The organism is Bacillus sp. Bwzl_19 (assembly GCF_054900515.1).
Map to the genome: position 1 here is coordinate 3,273,598 of NZ_CM142729.1, position 15,245 is coordinate 3,288,842.

The following is a 15,245-nucleotide window of genomic DNA, read 5'->3' on the forward strand; positions in this document are numbered from 1 at the left end:
CACAGTAAAATATCCACATTGTGCCCTAATTATATATATTATCATAATTTATCAAAAAAAAGCTGCTGAACCATATAAGTTCTTGACAAAATTTTGCGGATATTCGCGAAACGTCCCGGAGGAGAAAAAAGGGGCCGGCAGACGTCAGACGCTACGGCTGCTGAACGGGCTCCCCTTCAAGAATTTCATCCTTTTTGTACTTTAACTTCGTCGCCTCTCCCCCTCTTAAGTGCCTGATGGATTTATGATAATCGAGTATTTCTTTTACTTCATTCGCCAAGTCAGGATTGATTTCAGGCAGGCGCTCTGTCAGATCTTTGTGTACGGTACTTTTGGAAACACCAAACTCTTTCGCAATGACACGAACGGTTTTTTTCGTCTCCACGATATACTTACCAATCTTGATTGTTCGCTCTTTGATGTAATCGTGCACACCACTCGACCTCCCCAGTTGGATGTGAGAAGTGTGAAATGAGATCCGTATTCTGTAACAGATTCACTGATGATGCCGCTTCTTCGTTGTCCGATTATATAAGAAGGTTTTTGAAATATGCCCACGATCCCTCACCTCAAACACTCTCTTTGTTAGGTTTGTAACAGTGTATTAGCAATGAATTGGGAATATGCTAAAAACTCAATAAGGACAAGGGGCGGGATCACAATTTTCTGCTTTTTGAACGTGGGCTTTACATCCGCGCGATCCTGCTGTAGAATAAAAAAGCGCGATTAGTTACTTAGGTAAGTTTTTTTGAAAAGGAGAACGGAAATGATCCACGTCAACAGACGCCTCATTCATCAAATCAATCAATGCGCCCGCCTGATTACGAAGAAAGCCAATGAACGGCTGGAGCCATTCGGCCTTTACTCCTCTCAATGGTCAATCCTATATTGCTTAAAAACGATCGGACCGATGACCCAAAAAGAAATCTGGTCCTATTTGAACGTGGAGGCGCCGACCGTTACCAGAACGATCAAACGCCTTGAAGAAAACGGCTGGATTCAGCGGGAACAGGGAGAAGACAAGCGGGAAAAGCTCGTCGTCCTGACGAAGGAAGCTGAATTGAAATACGACAGCATCAATCAAGAGATGCTGAAGTTCGAGGAAGACATGCTTGCGGATTTCCAAGATGGAGATAAAGAAGCTTTTTCTGAGTTTCTGAATGTGTTTTTAACGAAATCATAAAGAAAGGGAAGTGCTGTACTTTTGAGTAAATCTGACTCGATCTGGACCAAAGATTTTATAATGGTCGTACTCGTGAATTTATTTGTCTTTGTGTTCTTTTATACATTTTTGGCCGTGCTGCCTATTTATATGATTCAGGAGCTTGGCGGCAGTGAGTCGCAAGGAGGGCTTTTGATCAGCCTGTTCCTGTTATCCGCTATTATTACCCGTCCATTTTCAGGGGCGATTATCGAACGGTTCGGTAAAAAAAGAATGACGATTATTTCTCTGGCGCTGTTCGCCCTGTCTTCTTATCTGTATTTGCCGATACACAATTTTTATCTGCTGCTCGGACTGCGTTTCTTCCAGGGCATCTGGTTCAGCATTTTAACGACGGTCACGGGCGCAATTGCCGCTGACATTATACCTGTTAAGCGGCGCGGCGAGGGACTCGGTTATTTCGCAATGTCTATGAACCTTGCCATGGCGATCGGTCCGTTTCTCGGGCTGAGCCTTGTGAAGGTCATTTCATTCCCGGTTTTCTTTACGATTTTTGCCGTTTTTGTTTCTTTAGGCCTGTTAATCGCTTTCATGATTCGTGTGCCGGATCAAAACAACAGCGGAACGACTGTCTTCCGTTTTCCTTTCTCCGATATGTTTGAAAAAGGCGCGCTAAAAATCGCGATTGTCGGGTTGTCCATTTCTTTCTGTTATTCAAGTGTGACGTCATATTTATCCGTTTACGCAAAGACGATCCATCTGTTGGATGTCAGCGGCTATTTCTTCGTCTGTTTCGCAGTGACGATGATGGCTGCCCGTCCTTTCACCGGAAAGCTGTTTGACAGAGTGGGACCTGGAATCGTCATCTATCCGTCGATTATCGTGTTCTCCGCGGGGCTTTGCATGCTGGCGATGACAAACAGCGCCCTCATGCTTCTCTTGTCCGGCGCCGTAATCGGTCTTGGCTACGGCTCTATCGTACCGTGTATGCAGACGCTGGCGATTCAGAACTCGCCCGGCCACCGTTCAGGCTTCGCAACGGCTACCTTCTTCACATTCTTTGACAGCGGGATTGCCGGCGGGTCCTATGTATTCGGCCTCTTTGTCGCTTCCGCCGGATTCCATACGATTTATCTGGCAGCGGGGCTGTTCGTCCTGATTGCCCTGCTTCTGTATGGCTGGAGCCAGAAAAAAAGAACGCCGCTTGAAGCGGACGGAAATGTTTCAATCGCAGACTGATATGACAAAAAGCCGGGGTGCAGCCCCCGGCTTTTTTTATTCTGCCGCTCTTTCCCGCACTATGCGCCCCGCTGATTTTGCATAAGGAGGATGAATGTACATAAGCGTCGTATATCCGAGACATGACACAAGCACACCCGCAAACCAGGAGATATCATAGATGCCGGCCAGCGCCGGGACGTACATCCCGATTAAGGAAATAAATGCGCCGAGAAAGGTCGCGGCAAATGCACGGTAATTATAGCCTTTGTAATAGGTGTACTGTCCGTTTTCCGAATAAAGGTCATCAACGGAAAGCTGTCTTCTTCTGATAATAAAATAATCGGCCATCATCACTCCGGCCACCGGTCCGAGCATCCCGCCGATGAGTCCGAGAAACGCATATACATTTGTGGCGCTTTCCATCAGCTTCCACGGAATTGTGAACAGGGCCAAAACGGCGGTCAAGTACCCTCCTCTCTTGAACGTAATATATTTCGGCAGGGCATTCGCCAAGTCATAAGCCGGTGACACGATGTTTGCCGCCACGTTAACCGAAACGGCGGCGATGCAGAGCGTGATGACTGAAAGAGCGATAACGAAAGGATTATCAAACCGGGCCAAAATCTCCACCACATCCCAAATCGGTTCTCCGAACGCCACCTGTGATCCGGAAGTCACCGTAATGCTCGCAAACGCAAACAGCGCAAACGTTCCCGGCAGCCCGTAAAACTGGCCGCGAATCTGTTCTTTTTGCGACGCGGCGAATCGGGTGAAGTCAGGGATATTCAGAATCAGCGTCGCCCATATTCCGATAATGCCCGTCACTCCGGCTGCAAACGGCCAAAACGTTTCAGAAAAGGTATGGAACTTTCCCGGCTGGGAGTAAATCGGGCCAAGCCCGCCGGCAATATCTATCGCCCACCAGACCATTCCGCCGAATACGAGATAAACAAGCGGGCCCGCCCACACTTCAAATTTTTTGATCGATTCCATGCCGTGCCGCAGCACAAGCAAGTGAATGCCCCAAAAGAAAATGAACGACAGAAAGCCCGGCAGATGAAGCCCGAACAAATTCCAATCTCCGCCGAGACTCCCCCAGCCCGGCCATATATTCAGAAGCAGGATATGTAAAGCCGTGCTCCCGGCAAATGTTTGAATTCCGAGCCACATGATGGCCGTAAACGCCCTGAGAAGCGCCGGAATGTTAGCGCCGTATATCCCGTACGAAGCTCTGATAATGACCGGAAACGGAAGGCCGTATTTCGTACCGGCATGGCCGTTTAAAGCCATAGCGGCAAACAAAATGAGTGACGCTGTCACGATAATGGCGAGCACCTGCCACGGTGAAAGGCCGATCGCAATGAGTCCGCCCACAGTCGCATAGGTCGGGATGTTATGAATACAGCCCATCCAGATGGATGCAAAATTCACCGCTTTCCATGTCCGGTCTCCTTCCTCCACAGGCAGTAGATCTTTGTTGCTGAGCCGATTGTTCATTGTTTTTTTCATCTTCTCCCTCCCGAGTGTACGGATTTCTCACATTTTATGTTAAAAAATATAACTGAAAATTCCGTAAATAACATTGGGCGCTGTCGACAATAATCGTTTTGATTTTTGAGCATATTACACATAAAAAAAGAGACGGGGAGAGCCCGTCTCTTTTGATGCGGCTGTTAAGAGGCCTTTTTGAGGAGAACCGAAAACCGGAACGCCATCAAAAGGCTTACCGCGCCGACAATGATAAGAATCGTGCCGAGCATATGAAAATGGCCGGCGGTAATTTCTTTTCCGAAAAGAATGCCCAAAATGACAGAAGACAAAATCGAACCCAGATACCGGCAGGTCTGAAACAGGCCGGACGTTGTTCCGACCATGTCAGCCGGACTTGTTTTCAACATGGCCGCCTGGAACGTCACATTGCCGAAGCCATAGCCGACGCCCAGCACAGACAGAATCAGCCCTTTTCCTATCATAGGCGCCTGAAGAAAGAAGAACGTTAACAGCACCGCCCCGACCGCGGTCAGACATGTTCCGGCGACAATCGGCTGAAGAATCCCTTTCTTATCTATCCATTTTCCGGTCAACGGCGACACCAAGATGCTCATGCCCGACATAAACAGCATAATCAATCCGCTTGTCTGAACGGACAAATGCATTTCATCCTGAAAATAGCTCGGAAGCCCGAAAAAAATGCAGTAAAAGAAGATATTCAGCAAAATAAATTGAATATACACCGACGATAGTTTCCGATGTGTTTTAAACAGCCTGACATCAATAAACGGCTTCTCCGTTTTCAGCTCGCGCCAGATAAACAGCCCGACAAACAAAAGCCCGAATACGCCTTCTGTATAATGGGGCTTCGTACTGAAGGACAATAAAAACGACAAGAGAAGGATAATCGCCCCGGCAAACAAGAGTATCCCGATCGTATCAAGCTGACGGAGCACGGATTTCCAGCCGCCGATCTCGCGTTTTTCATCCTTCGGAAACATATACATCCCGAGAAAAAAGCTGAGAATGATAAACGGCAGATTGACGAAAAAGATTGCGGGCCATCCTCCCCAAACGATCAGAAAACCGCCGAGAGTCGGACCGAGCGCCGTCATAGCTGATGCAAAGATGGACAGAACGGCCAGCGCCGACGCCTGTTTCTCCTGTATATTCGAACGGATCAATCCGACGCCGGACGGATATATCGCGCTGCTTCCGATCGATTGAAACAGTCTCATAATTAACAAAGTCATGAAAGTCGGCGCAAACGGCGCGCCGATGGCCGAGACGGCAACAAGCAGAAGCCCGATCAAAAACAGCTTCTTCCTGCCGAGCATATCACCGAGCTTCCCGGTAACAGGCTGTGCCACCGCGCTGGCCAGATAAAAGGACGATATCAGCCAGGACACCGTAGTAAACGACAGGTGAAATTCATGCTGAATGCTGTGAAGAGCAAGAGAAATCATCGACGAGTTCAACGGGTTCAGCATCGTCCCCGAAGCCACGGCAGTCAAAAACAGGACGCGGCTTTTTTTGGAGATTGTCATTTGGTCTGCGCGATAAATTCTTCCGTCGTCCGGCTTCTGCCGATTTTCGGGAAGATAAACTTGAGTGTCGCTTCGTGCTGTTCATCGCTGAATGTCGCCATCGCGTAAGTCACGAAAACTTGCTGATACCCGAGCTGAAAAGCTTCCCGCGCCGTGCTTTCCACGCCGATGTTTGTCGCAATCCCGCATAATACAATGGTGTCGATTCCCCGTCTTCTGAGCTGAAGATCCAGGTCCGTGCCGAAAAACGCCCCCCACTGCCGTTTTGTTACCGTATAATCATTTTCCTTCACTTCGATTTCAGGCACAAATTCAGCCCAATCCGCCGCCGGAGCCGAATGGCCTGCCGCCTCTTCATCCGTCAGCGGCTTCAGCGCATCCGCTCCGTCGTGAAAGTCTACGTTCACAAAGCTGATAAAGCCGCCTTTTTCACGGAACACATCAATTAATTTTTTCGTGTTCGGCACAACGGCGCCGCTTTTATCAAACGGAACAATGCCTTTTTGTAAATCGATAATGACCAAAGCCGTTTTTTCAAATTGCAGATTTAATGATGTAGTCATAATAATTCCTCCTGATACAGTTAGTGTTTCTCACCCCGTTTATTTTACTCTTTCCCGGGCAGGATTTCTGCGCCGTGCTCCGGCGCTCTTTTTATGGATATAAAGTCACTTCCTGTTTATTTGAAAATTCGACATTATACACTTCGAAAAACCATGTCATATAACCTTACACGAAAATGTTTTATCGTTCTTTTTTCTCTATAATAATGAATTAATCATAATCACATTCTGAAATGAGACGGAGGAATACAACATGCAGATGGGCGATACAGTATTTATGTTCTTTTGCGCTTTACTCGTGTGGCTGATGACCCCCGGGTTGGCTTTGTTTTACGGCGGAATGGTAAAAAGCAAAAACGTGCTCAGCACAGCGATGCACAGTTTTTCTTCTCTCGCCATCGTATCCGTCGTTTGGGTTTTGTACGGATATTCACTTGCTTTTGCTCCCGGCAATACATGGCTTGGCGGCATTGAATGGGCGGGGCTGAAGGGAGTCGGATTTGAACCCGGAAGCTACAGTGAGACGATTCCGCATTCATTGTTCATGATGTTCCAAATGACATTTGCCGTGCTGACGACGGCGATTATTTCCGGAGCATTTGCTGAACGCATGAGATTCAGCGCCTTTCTTGCATTTTCCTTTTTGTGGGTTTCACTCGTATATACGCCCGTTGCGCACTGGGTATGGGGCGGCGGCTGGATCGGCCAAATGGGCGCTCTTGATTTCGCAGGCGGAAACGTCGTTCACATTTCTTCCGGAGTCGCCGGGCTTGTGCTGGCGATTGTGCTTGGGAAACGCAAAGACGGCACGGCGGCTTCCCCTCACAACTTAATTTACACTTTCTTGGGCGGGGCGCTCATTTGGTTCGGATGGTTCGGCTTCAATGTCGGCAGCGCCCTGACACTTGACAGCATAGCGATGTTTGCTTTCATTAATACAAACACCGCAGCTGCGGCCGGAATTATCGGGTGGATTGTAATCGAATGGATGCTGAACAAAAAGCCGACCATGCTCGGCGCTGTATCAGGCGCTATCGCCGGGCTTGTCGCCATTACGCCGGCCGCCGGGTTCGTTACGCCGTTTTCTTCCATTGTGATCGGTTTCATCGGCGGGCTTGTCTGTTTTTGGGGCGTTTATTGGCTCAAAAAGACGTTCGGATATGACGATGCGCTTGACGCTTTCGGCCTGCACGGGATCGGCGGCACATGGGGCGGCATCGCGACCGGTTTATTCGCAACCGTCTCCGTCAATGAAGGCGGGGCAAACGGGCTGTTTTACGGCGATCCGGGACTGCTTTGGAAACAGATTGCAGCCATTGCGGCAACCTATGTATTTGTATTTATTGTCACTTTCGTTATCATTAAAATTGTAGGTCTGTTCATTCCCCTCCGCGCCAGTGAAGAAGAAGAGTCACTTGGGCTTGATTTAACGATGCACGGGGAAAAAGCATATCAGGACTTATAAAGTGAGGAGTGACTTAGATGAGCGGTCAAATGTTCAAAGTAGAAATCGTTACGCGTCCGGCTAAGTTTGAAACATTGAAACAGGAACTCGGTAAAATCGGAGTCACATCGCTGACCTTCTCCAACGTACACGGCTGCGGCCTTCAAAAAGCCCACACCGAACTGTACCGCGGAGTCAAAATTGAGAGCAATGTGTATGAACGGCTGAAAGTGGAAATCGTTGTCAGCAAAGTCCCCGTTGATCAAGTGGTCGAAACGGCGAAAAAGGTGCTGAAAACGGGAGAGCCGGGCGACGGCAAAATATTCGTCTACGAAATCGGAAACACGATTAATATCCGCACCGGAGAAGAAGGACCCGAAGCTTTATAAACATACAGACGCCCGGGGACAGCATGTCCCGGGCGTTTTTTTCAATCTTCATCAAAAAGAAGAAACCTTTTTTTCATGCGGGACAGGCCGCTTATAACGTGCAGTTTGTTTATTCGCATATGTACTGATATTGACCAGTATGCCGCACAAAAACAGCGTCATGATCAATGAAGAACCGCCGTAGCTGATAAACGGAAGCGGCACACCCGTAACCGGGAGAAGTCCGCTCATCGCTCCCAAATTCAATACAACCTGAAACATTAATTGAAACGTAATTCCGACGGCGAGAAGCTTCCCGAACGGGTCATCAGCACGCACGGCCGTTTTTACGCCGAGAAGCATTAACGCAAAATATAATCCCAACACGATCAGAACACCGAATATCCCCAGTTCTTCGCTGATCACGGCCATAATGAAATCAGTATGCGCCTCAGGCAGATAATTCATTTTTTCAACACTGTTCCCAAGCCCTCTTCCGAAAAATCCGCCTCCGGAAATAGCAAAATAGGATTGAATCAGCTGATAGCCGTCCCCGTTCGCATCACCAAACGGATTGGTAAAGGAAACGAGACGCTTCACACGATAAGAAGCGGAAAATGCGAGATAAACGACCCCTGACACCCCGTTGCGCCGAGCACGAACAAATGGCGTTTTTTCAAGCCGGCACATAATAAAATCGAACCGCACGCCGCCAGGATTAAGGAAGCCGTCCCTAAATCAGGCTCCGCCAATGTCAAGATAAAAGCGGTCCCCAAAATCACTAAAGGCGGCAGAACCCCTTTCACAAATTGATGAATGTAAGGCTGCTTTTTCGTATAAATTGAAGCGAAATACAAAATCATCGCGATCTTCGCCAATTCAGACGGCTGTACGACAAGCGGCCCCGCTCCCAGCCATCTGCGGGAAAAATTCCGCTCCAGCCCGATTCCCGGTATCAACACGAGCAGCAGCAATAACAGCGATCCGACCACAAACACCGGTACAAGCCGCGCATACCGCTTATACGGCAGACAGGCGGCAAATAAAAATAAGCATATTCCGATCAATAAAGAGGTTCTCTGTTTATGGAAGAAATAGGATGGATCTCCGTACCGCTGAGACCCCATCACATCACTGGCGCTGTACACCATTAACAAGCCGAATCCGCACAGCAGCATGATGACAAACACAAGCGGCAGATCGGCGTTTTTTAAACGTTTCAGCAACGGACAAAACTCCTTCGGCTATTCTTTTCCCTCATACTTGACGCACAGCAATACAGTCACGTTTCAATCTGTTTACTTTTTTATGATTATTTTTAATACCAATTGTGTCTCATAGAAAAAAGCATTACACTGTTCATATAAAATAAAGATAAAAGGTGATATTTGTGAATTACGAACTATTTAAAGCGATCAATGGTTTGTCGCACCATAGTGCCATTCTCGACTCTATCATGGTATTTATAACGGAATACTCCATTTACGCCTATGCCCTTTTCCTGCTTGCCATGTGGCTGTTCGGAAGCACAAAAGGCAGACAAAACGCCCTGTATGCGGGCTTCACGGGTATTGCGGCGCTTATCGTCAACTATCTCATCACAAAAGTCTATGTCGAGCCGCGCCCCTTTGTCGAGCACACGGTTCATACGCTGATCCCTCACGCCGCGGATGCTTCTTTTCCGAGTGACCATACGACAGGCGCTTTGGCCATTTCAATTGCGATTCTGTTCCGCAACAAGAAACTCGGCTGGCCGCTGGTGATTTTCGGCCTTTTGACAGGCTTCTCAAGAATTTGGGTCGGCCACCATTATCCGATTGATGTGCTCGGAAGCATTATTGTCGCCCTCGTTGTCGGATTCCTGCTGTTCAGATTTTCAAATGTGCTTCGTCCGATTGTCGATCTGATCGTGCGGATCTACGAAAGTATCGTTCATAAAAACAAATCGACAAACCATAATCTATAAAAAAAAGCCGGCGTCTGTCACAGACTGCCGGTTTTTGTATGTTTGGCCGTAAGCTTTTTCCTTTGTAAAGCACAGAATGCGGCAGTGCCGAGACCGTCAATCAGCACATCGCGGAGGCATCCGTTTCTTCCGAAAAAGAGCTGGACGATTTCTGTCAAAAACGCGGCGGCCAATGCATACAGCACCGCCCTCTTCATGCTCCTGCGCTCTCTGAAAAACAAATAGGTGAGCACAAAAAACGAAAACGCGTGCCCGAGCTTTTGAATCGCCGCTTCCGGTATGGCCAGCTCCGCCAAATCGAACACAAAGAAACCGGAAACATCCGGATGGGGCGTGAAACGGAAGGCCACCGTCTGCGTCACAATCATATCGTGAAAGCTTTCAGTCAAAGCAGAAATGAAAACAAAGACGAGCCACCCCGCCGCCAGACATTTATTCATTCAGCATCTCCTCGTTTTCTACCAGTATAAAGGCACATGCGGCAAAATGAAAAGCGCCTATCAGAGCTGATAGGCGCTTAAGGATCACAGTTACTTGCCTGAATCTTTCATTGAACCGTCATCTTTACCATCTGTCTTGTCTTTTGTGCCGTCTTCTTTACCGCCGGGTTTTTCCTCGGTTTCTTGTTTAGGCGTCACATCTTTTTTCTCGGAAGACTGCTGAATGGCCCCTTCCGTTTCTTCTGTCACAGCGTTTTTCTCTTCAGCCGCCGCTTTTTCAATAGATGTTACCGGTTTGTCCATAAAGTTCAGCGGGTTCATCGCTACACCGTCTTTGCGGATTTCAAAGTGAACGTGATTTCCGCTTTCTTCACTGTAAAGGTTTTTTCCTGATTTTCCGATGACTTGGTTCTGCTTTACTTTGTCGCCCTGGTCTACGCTGACTTCAGATAAAGACTGATAGACAGTAGACAGGCCGTATGAGTGTTCAATTTCGACCACATAGCCCAGCACCGGATCTTTAGCAGCTTTAACAACCGTACCGCTCAGAGAAGCAGAAACATCAAATGATTTTCCGTCTTTCTCAGCTAAGTCAATTCCTTTACTTAGGCTGTACGTGTTATTATAGTTAACAAGTGCTGCTTCTTTCTCTTTTTTTGCGGCATTCGTTTCGTAAAACTTTTTCACAACAGAAACATTTTCAGAATGAGCAGCCGGCATTGCGACGTTTTCCATTGACTTTCCTACTTCGACGGCATCGTCTTTGCCGTTGTCATACGCGGAGTTTCCGCCGTTATTCGTCAGATTGTCCTTCACATCATTTGAAACGGATTGATACCAAAGGACAGCTGTTAAAATGACGGCCGCACTGACTAAGTAGATTGCAGGGAATATCCAGCGTTTGCGAAAGAACCGCTGAAGTTTTTTGACTTGAGAAGTTTTCTTTTCTTCCTCTCTCATTTGTTCATCACCTCAGCAACATTCTGAACACTTTTCTGAAAATATATACACATCTACAAAAAACTTTTTGGAAGTAGTATGTGCAGATTGCTCTTAATTATGTAATAAAATGTGAAGGGAGATCCCGGAGTATGAATTTAACCCTGCGCAAAGCCGTTTCGGAAGATTTAGATGCGGTTGTGGCCATATACAACTCGACGATTGCCTCACGAATGGTAACGGCTGATACGGAAGAAGTGACGCCCGAAGACCGGATGGATTGGTTTTTGCGGCACACGGACCGGCGCCCGCTGATGGTCGCGGAAGATGAGAACGGCAAAGTGGCGGCCTGGATCAGCTTTGAAACGTTTTACGGCCGTCCGGCCTATGACAAAACAGCGGAGATCAGCATCTATCTGCATCAGGATTGCCGGGGCAAAGGAGCGGGAAGCTTTCTGCTGAAAGAAGCCCTTGCGATCGCTCCGAAAATCGGCATCCGGAATCTGATGGCTTTTATCTTCGGCCATAATGTGCCGAGCATTAAGCTGTTTGAAAAATTCGGCTTCACTGAATGGGGCGTATTCCCGGGTATCGCCGAAATGGACGGAAAACGATATGACTTGAACATTTTAGGGAGAGAACTGTCATGATCAGCATCGATAAAGAAAAAGACGAAAATCAGCCGCTCAATAAAAAAGCCCGTTCCCTTGCCGACATTGCCAAATGGGGAAAAATCACCGCCGTGTTTCTTATCATTACGGGCTCTCTGTCCGCTCTGTCAGCCATAGTGACGCTGCTCGGAGCTATTCCGGGGGTTTTGCTCATCATTTCCGGCGTCATGCTGATGCGCTCGGCAAAAGCGGCCGCCGCCCTTCAGGAAGGCCTGGAAGAAAACGCGGAAGAAAATATGCTCGAACATTACGCGTCCTTTATCAAAATGCAGTTTTTTTACGCTGTATCCAGTGTGGCATTGGGCATTATCGCTTTTATTTTAGTCGCCATCTTCGCTGTCATCGGAATTATGGCTTATCACAGCACCGATACGTATGACACGCCTGATTCATATTACTATGAGAACGACCCGGTGTTTGAATGACAAAAAGAGCTGATCGCGTGTCAGCTCTTTTTTAATACAGCATTTCTTTTTTCCGGTCTTCTTCTGTTAAAAATTCAATAAAACTCTTCATCGCAGACGGCTCCTCCGCAATCGATCGGGTATAGGCGCTTTTCCGTTCCTCGGACAGAATATTGCTTTTTCTGATTCTGTTCAGCATATACAGACGGATCGTTTTTTGCACCTGTTTCCGCTGATAGCCGGCTTCTTTAAAAAACGCAAGACCCAAGGCCGCAAGGAGCGCAAAAATGCCGGCCGATACGAAAGCTCCTCTCCCGGAAGGAGCCTGAATCAAAAGCGATGCCAGATGAAACAGAGAAAAAGCGGCGAGCGGGAAAGCAAGAAAACGGTAAATGATGCTTTTTTTCATCAGCGGCGTGATGGCGATTTGGATTTTCTGAATTTCTTTTTTTATGAACCCCGGCAATTGTTCCGCATGTTCCAGCTTCATACCCTCTCCCCTTTGCTGTCATTTTTGTCTTCTTTTTCATATATGCTTATTTTACCGCACCCGGAACTTTCTTTGAAAGAAAACTGCATCCATCTTTGATTCCGGCTCTTTATTCTTTCAAAATGTCAATGTTATAATTTGAAATGGGAATCAGATTGCTGCACTTGTCGGAATACTAATGGGCACAGTCTTGATAAATATGATATAGCGGGGTTGCAAAGTGAGCATTTCATTTATTTTATTCGGATTTTTTTTCATTTTAAATATACTTCTGGCCATCATCATGATTTTCAAAGAAAGACGCGATGCCAGCGCTTCATGGGCTTGGCTTTTGGTTCTTTTTTTTATTCCCATTTTAGGGTTTATTTTATACCTCTTATTCGGCCATAACCTGAGACGCAAGCACCTGTTTCAATGGGAAGACCGTAAAAAGATCGGGATTGAAAAGCTGCTGAAGTCTCAGCTGAAAGACCTGAAATCGAGGCAATTCCAATTTAACAATAGGGCGACTGTGGATAATAAAGACCTTATCTATATGCTTGTCATGAACAACCACGCTGTCTTTACAGAGGATAATTCAGTTGAGATTTTAACGGACGGGCGCGATAAGTTCAAACGCTTAATGAAAGACATTTCCAATGCGAAAGATCACATTCATCTTCAATATTATATTTATAAAGGTGATGAACTGGGAAAAAAATTGCGCGATGCCTTAGTGAAAAAAGCACAGGAAGGCGTAAAGGTCAGAGTGTTATATGATGAACTCGGTTCAAGAACGCTCAGAAAAAAATTCTTCAAACCGCTGCGGGACGCCGGCGGCCATGTGGAGGTCTTTTTTCCTTCCAGGCTCCGCCCGATTAATTTGCGGCTCAATTATCGGAATCACCGCAAGCTCGTGATTATTGACGGCGAAACCGGATATGTCGGCGGCTTTAACGTCGGAGACGAATATCTCGGCCTGAACCCGAAATTCGGCTACTGGCGCGATACGCACCTCAGGCTTCAGGGTACGGCGGTTCACGCCATTCAGACAAGGTTTATCCTCGACTGGAACCAAGCCTCCCATCACCATACGCTCACATACGTCCCGAATCATTTTCCGGAATGCGAGCCGAAGGGGAATGTGGGGATGCAGATTGTCACGAGCGGACCGGATTCAGAGTGGGAACAAATTAAAAACGGTTATATCAAAATGATCTCAACGGCCAAACGGTCGATCCTGATTCAGACGCCTTACTTTATTCCTGACTCAAGTCTTTTAGACGCTCTCAGGATCGCTTGCCTGTCAGGCATCGACGTAAAAATCATGATCCCGAACAAACCGGATCACGCTTTCGTTTACTGGGCGACTTTATCTTACATCGGAGATCTTTTGAAAGCCGGGGCCTCGGTCTATATTTACGATAACGGCTTTATTCATGCAAAAACGATTGTCGTCGATGATGAGACGGCTTCAGTCGGTACGGCGAATATCGACGTCAGAAGCTTCAGGCTTAATTTTGAAGTCAACGCCTTTATTTATGACGTCACCATCGCGAAAAAGCTCATTTCCTCATTTAAAGAAGATCTGCTCGTCTCCAGAAAATATACGTATGAAGAATACCAGGAGCGTTCACTGCGGATCCGCATCAAAGAATCGATTTCAAGGCTTCTGTCGCCGATTTTATAAACTTTAATTAGCTTTCTTTCTCCTTTAAATAGATGTGTATAATCATTACACTTGTGATTATACACTCATTTAAAGGTTTTTTATTAGAATAAACAACCAAATTACCATGATTATTCACACATATTATTTCACAAATTAAAATCACACCGTTTATAGAATTAGAATAAACATTGATTAATTTATAATTTATAGTAAAATATTTCATAAAAGGAGGAAAGTCTCATGAAAAAAATTTCAATGTTATTTTCGGTTATTGCTCTTTCACTAGGCCTTCTGAGTATTCCAGTTGGCAAGGCTCAAGCAGCTACAGGCCCATGGACTGAAGTTGGAAAAAAAGGCTGTAAAGTTAGAGTTTGGGTTGACGCCTATACATATTCTAAAAAAGCATCTACAATTGATTGGTATGGAGAAACTAACGGTAAATGTGGAACATTAAATTATACTGCTTACCTTAGAGTCTCAGAGGGTGCTTCACAATATCAATTAAAAGGCTCATTCTCAAAAAGAACTCCTACAAAATCATTCTCTATCAATAAATTAAGGAAAGAACACTTTAGCAGAAAACGAGTTGCAGTTACACTTAATATAGGATCTTATGAAGTACAATCACACACTATAACTGTTAACTGGTAGCATCTTAAATACCCTTTTTGGAACTGTCTTTTTTCAGATTCTAACTAAAAGATATTTACCGCTGATAGAGTCAACCTTTTTTGCATCTTTCTCGGCTATTTTTCTTTAAAAAGTAGATAAATAACTAATATGATAGTAACAGCTTTTTCAGTTGGTTATTAAAGAAGTCCATCAGCGATTTCTATTTTGTTTAACAGCACCCTTTCAAAGACGGCCATTCAAGGTAGAAACGGACAC

General features: G+C 46.3%; 16 protein-coding genes and 1 pseudogene. 9 read left to right on the top strand and 8 right to left on the bottom strand.

The window, feature by feature from the left end:
- Nucleotides 1-151: 151 nt before the first annotated feature.
- Nucleotides 152-433, bottom strand: a complete 282-nt coding sequence (gene spoIIID, locus ACW5MY_RS17370) for a sporulation transcriptional regulator SpoIIID (RefSeq protein ID WP_003151236.1) — start codon at nucleotides 431-433, stop codon at nucleotides 152-154.
- Nucleotides 434-766: 333 nt separating this feature from the next.
- Between spoIIID and ACW5MY_RS17375 the strand changes: the two genes are divergently transcribed.
- On the top strand, nucleotides 767-1,183 hold the full coding sequence (locus tag ACW5MY_RS17375; RefSeq protein WP_013353877.1) for a MarR family winged helix-turn-helix transcriptional regulator: 417 nt from the start codon (nucleotides 767-769) through the stop codon (nucleotides 1,181-1,183).
- A gap of 21 nt (nucleotides 1,184-1,204) precedes the next feature.
- Nucleotides 1,205-2,401, top strand: coding sequence for an MFS transporter (locus ACW5MY_RS17380; protein ID WP_462061634.1), 1,197 nt, complete (start codon nucleotides 1,205-1,207; stop codon nucleotides 2,399-2,401).
- A 36-nt stretch (nucleotides 2,402-2,437) separates the two neighbouring features.
- Here ACW5MY_RS17380 and ACW5MY_RS17385 read toward each other — a convergent pair whose 3' ends face one another.
- From ACW5MY_RS17385 to ACW5MY_RS17395, 3 genes are all read right to left on the bottom strand, one after another.
- Nucleotides 2,438-3,892, bottom strand: a complete 1,455-nt coding sequence (locus ACW5MY_RS17385; protein WP_289393977.1) for an NCS1 family nucleobase:cation symporter-1 — start codon at nucleotides 3,890-3,892, stop codon at nucleotides 2,438-2,440.
- 164 nt (nucleotides 3,893-4,056) lie between these two features.
- Nucleotides 4,057-5,421: an MFS transporter gene (locus tag ACW5MY_RS17390; protein WP_289393978.1), complete on the bottom strand. Its 1,365-nt coding sequence runs from the start codon at nucleotides 5,419-5,421 to the stop codon at nucleotides 4,057-4,059.
- Nucleotides 5,418-5,984, bottom strand: a complete 567-nt coding sequence (locus ACW5MY_RS17395; protein ID WP_289393979.1) for an isochorismatase family protein — start codon at nucleotides 5,982-5,984, stop codon at nucleotides 5,418-5,420. Before ACW5MY_RS17395 ends, ACW5MY_RS17390 begins: the two co-directional genes overlap by 4 nt.
- 253 nt (nucleotides 5,985-6,237) lie before the next feature.
- Here ACW5MY_RS17395 and ACW5MY_RS17400 point away from each other — a divergent pair, with 253 nt between their 5' ends.
- Both ACW5MY_RS17400 and ACW5MY_RS17405 read left to right on the top strand, forming a co-directional pair.
- A complete protein-coding gene (locus ACW5MY_RS17400; protein ID WP_289393980.1) occupies nucleotides 6,238-7,449 on the top strand; it encodes an ammonium transporter in 1,212 nt (403 codons plus the stop codon).
- A gap of 17 nt (nucleotides 7,450-7,466) precedes the next feature.
- Nucleotides 7,467-7,817, top strand: a complete 351-nt coding sequence (locus ACW5MY_RS17405) for a P-II family nitrogen regulator (RefSeq protein WP_014419080.1) — start codon at nucleotides 7,467-7,469, stop codon at nucleotides 7,815-7,817.
- A 51-nt stretch (nucleotides 7,818-7,868) separates the two neighbouring features.
- Here ACW5MY_RS17405 and ftsW read toward each other — a convergent pair.
- Nucleotides 7,869-9,022 (bottom strand): annotated as a pseudogene (gene ftsW, locus ACW5MY_RS17410) (putative lipid II flippase FtsW).
- Nucleotides 9,023-9,186: 164 nt separating this feature from the next.
- Between ftsW and ACW5MY_RS17415 the strand changes: the two are divergent.
- Complete coding sequence (locus ACW5MY_RS17415; protein WP_013353885.1) at nucleotides 9,187-9,762, top strand: undecaprenyl-diphosphatase; 576 nt, start codon at nucleotides 9,187-9,189, stop codon at nucleotides 9,760-9,762.
- A 17-nt stretch (nucleotides 9,763-9,779) separates the two neighbouring features.
- On the opposite strand, the gene ACW5MY_RS17420 is transcribed toward ACW5MY_RS17415, so the two are convergent.
- Both ACW5MY_RS17420 and ACW5MY_RS17425 read right to left on the bottom strand, forming a co-directional pair.
- A complete protein-coding gene (locus ACW5MY_RS17420; RefSeq protein ID WP_071347461.1) occupies nucleotides 9,780-10,202 on the bottom strand; it encodes a VanZ family protein in 423 nt (140 codons plus the stop codon).
- Between the two features lie 90 nt (nucleotides 10,203-10,292).
- Nucleotides 10,293-11,162, bottom strand: coding sequence for a M23 family metallopeptidase (locus ACW5MY_RS17425; protein ID WP_289393984.1), 870 nt, complete (start codon nucleotides 11,160-11,162; stop codon nucleotides 10,293-10,295).
- A gap of 131 nt (nucleotides 11,163-11,293) precedes the next feature.
- Here ACW5MY_RS17425 and ACW5MY_RS17430 point away from each other — a divergent pair, with 131 nt between their 5' ends.
- Both ACW5MY_RS17430 and ACW5MY_RS17435 read left to right on the top strand, forming a co-directional pair.
- On the top strand, nucleotides 11,294-11,791 hold the full coding sequence (locus ACW5MY_RS17430) for a GNAT family N-acetyltransferase (RefSeq protein ID WP_013353888.1): 498 nt from the start codon (nucleotides 11,294-11,296) through the stop codon (nucleotides 11,789-11,791).
- Nucleotides 11,788-12,237 (top strand): DUF5362 family protein, encoded by a 450-nt coding sequence (locus tag ACW5MY_RS17435; protein WP_013353889.1) that lies wholly within the window; start codon nucleotides 11,788-11,790, stop codon nucleotides 12,235-12,237. Before ACW5MY_RS17430 ends, ACW5MY_RS17435 begins: the two co-directional genes overlap by 4 nt.
- Nucleotides 12,238-12,268: 31 nt before the next feature.
- Here the strand turns inward: ACW5MY_RS17435 and ACW5MY_RS17440 are convergent, their stop codons facing one another.
- Complete coding sequence (locus tag ACW5MY_RS17440; protein WP_071347459.1) at nucleotides 12,269-12,706, bottom strand: DUF5392 family protein; 438 nt, start codon at nucleotides 12,704-12,706, stop codon at nucleotides 12,269-12,271.
- A 220-nt stretch (nucleotides 12,707-12,926) separates the two neighbouring features.
- Between ACW5MY_RS17440 and cls the strand changes: the two genes are divergently transcribed.
- Together cls and ACW5MY_RS17450 are read left to right on the top strand one after the other, a co-directional pair.
- Entirely contained in the window at nucleotides 12,927-14,375 is a 1,449-nt protein-coding gene (cls, locus tag ACW5MY_RS17445; protein WP_013353891.1) for a cardiolipin synthase, read from the top strand.
- 222 nt (nucleotides 14,376-14,597) lie between these two features.
- Nucleotides 14,598-15,008, top strand: a complete 411-nt coding sequence (locus ACW5MY_RS17450) for a hypothetical protein (protein ID WP_014471142.1) — start codon at nucleotides 14,598-14,600, stop codon at nucleotides 15,006-15,008.
- Nucleotides 15,009-15,245 lie beyond the last annotated feature (237 nt).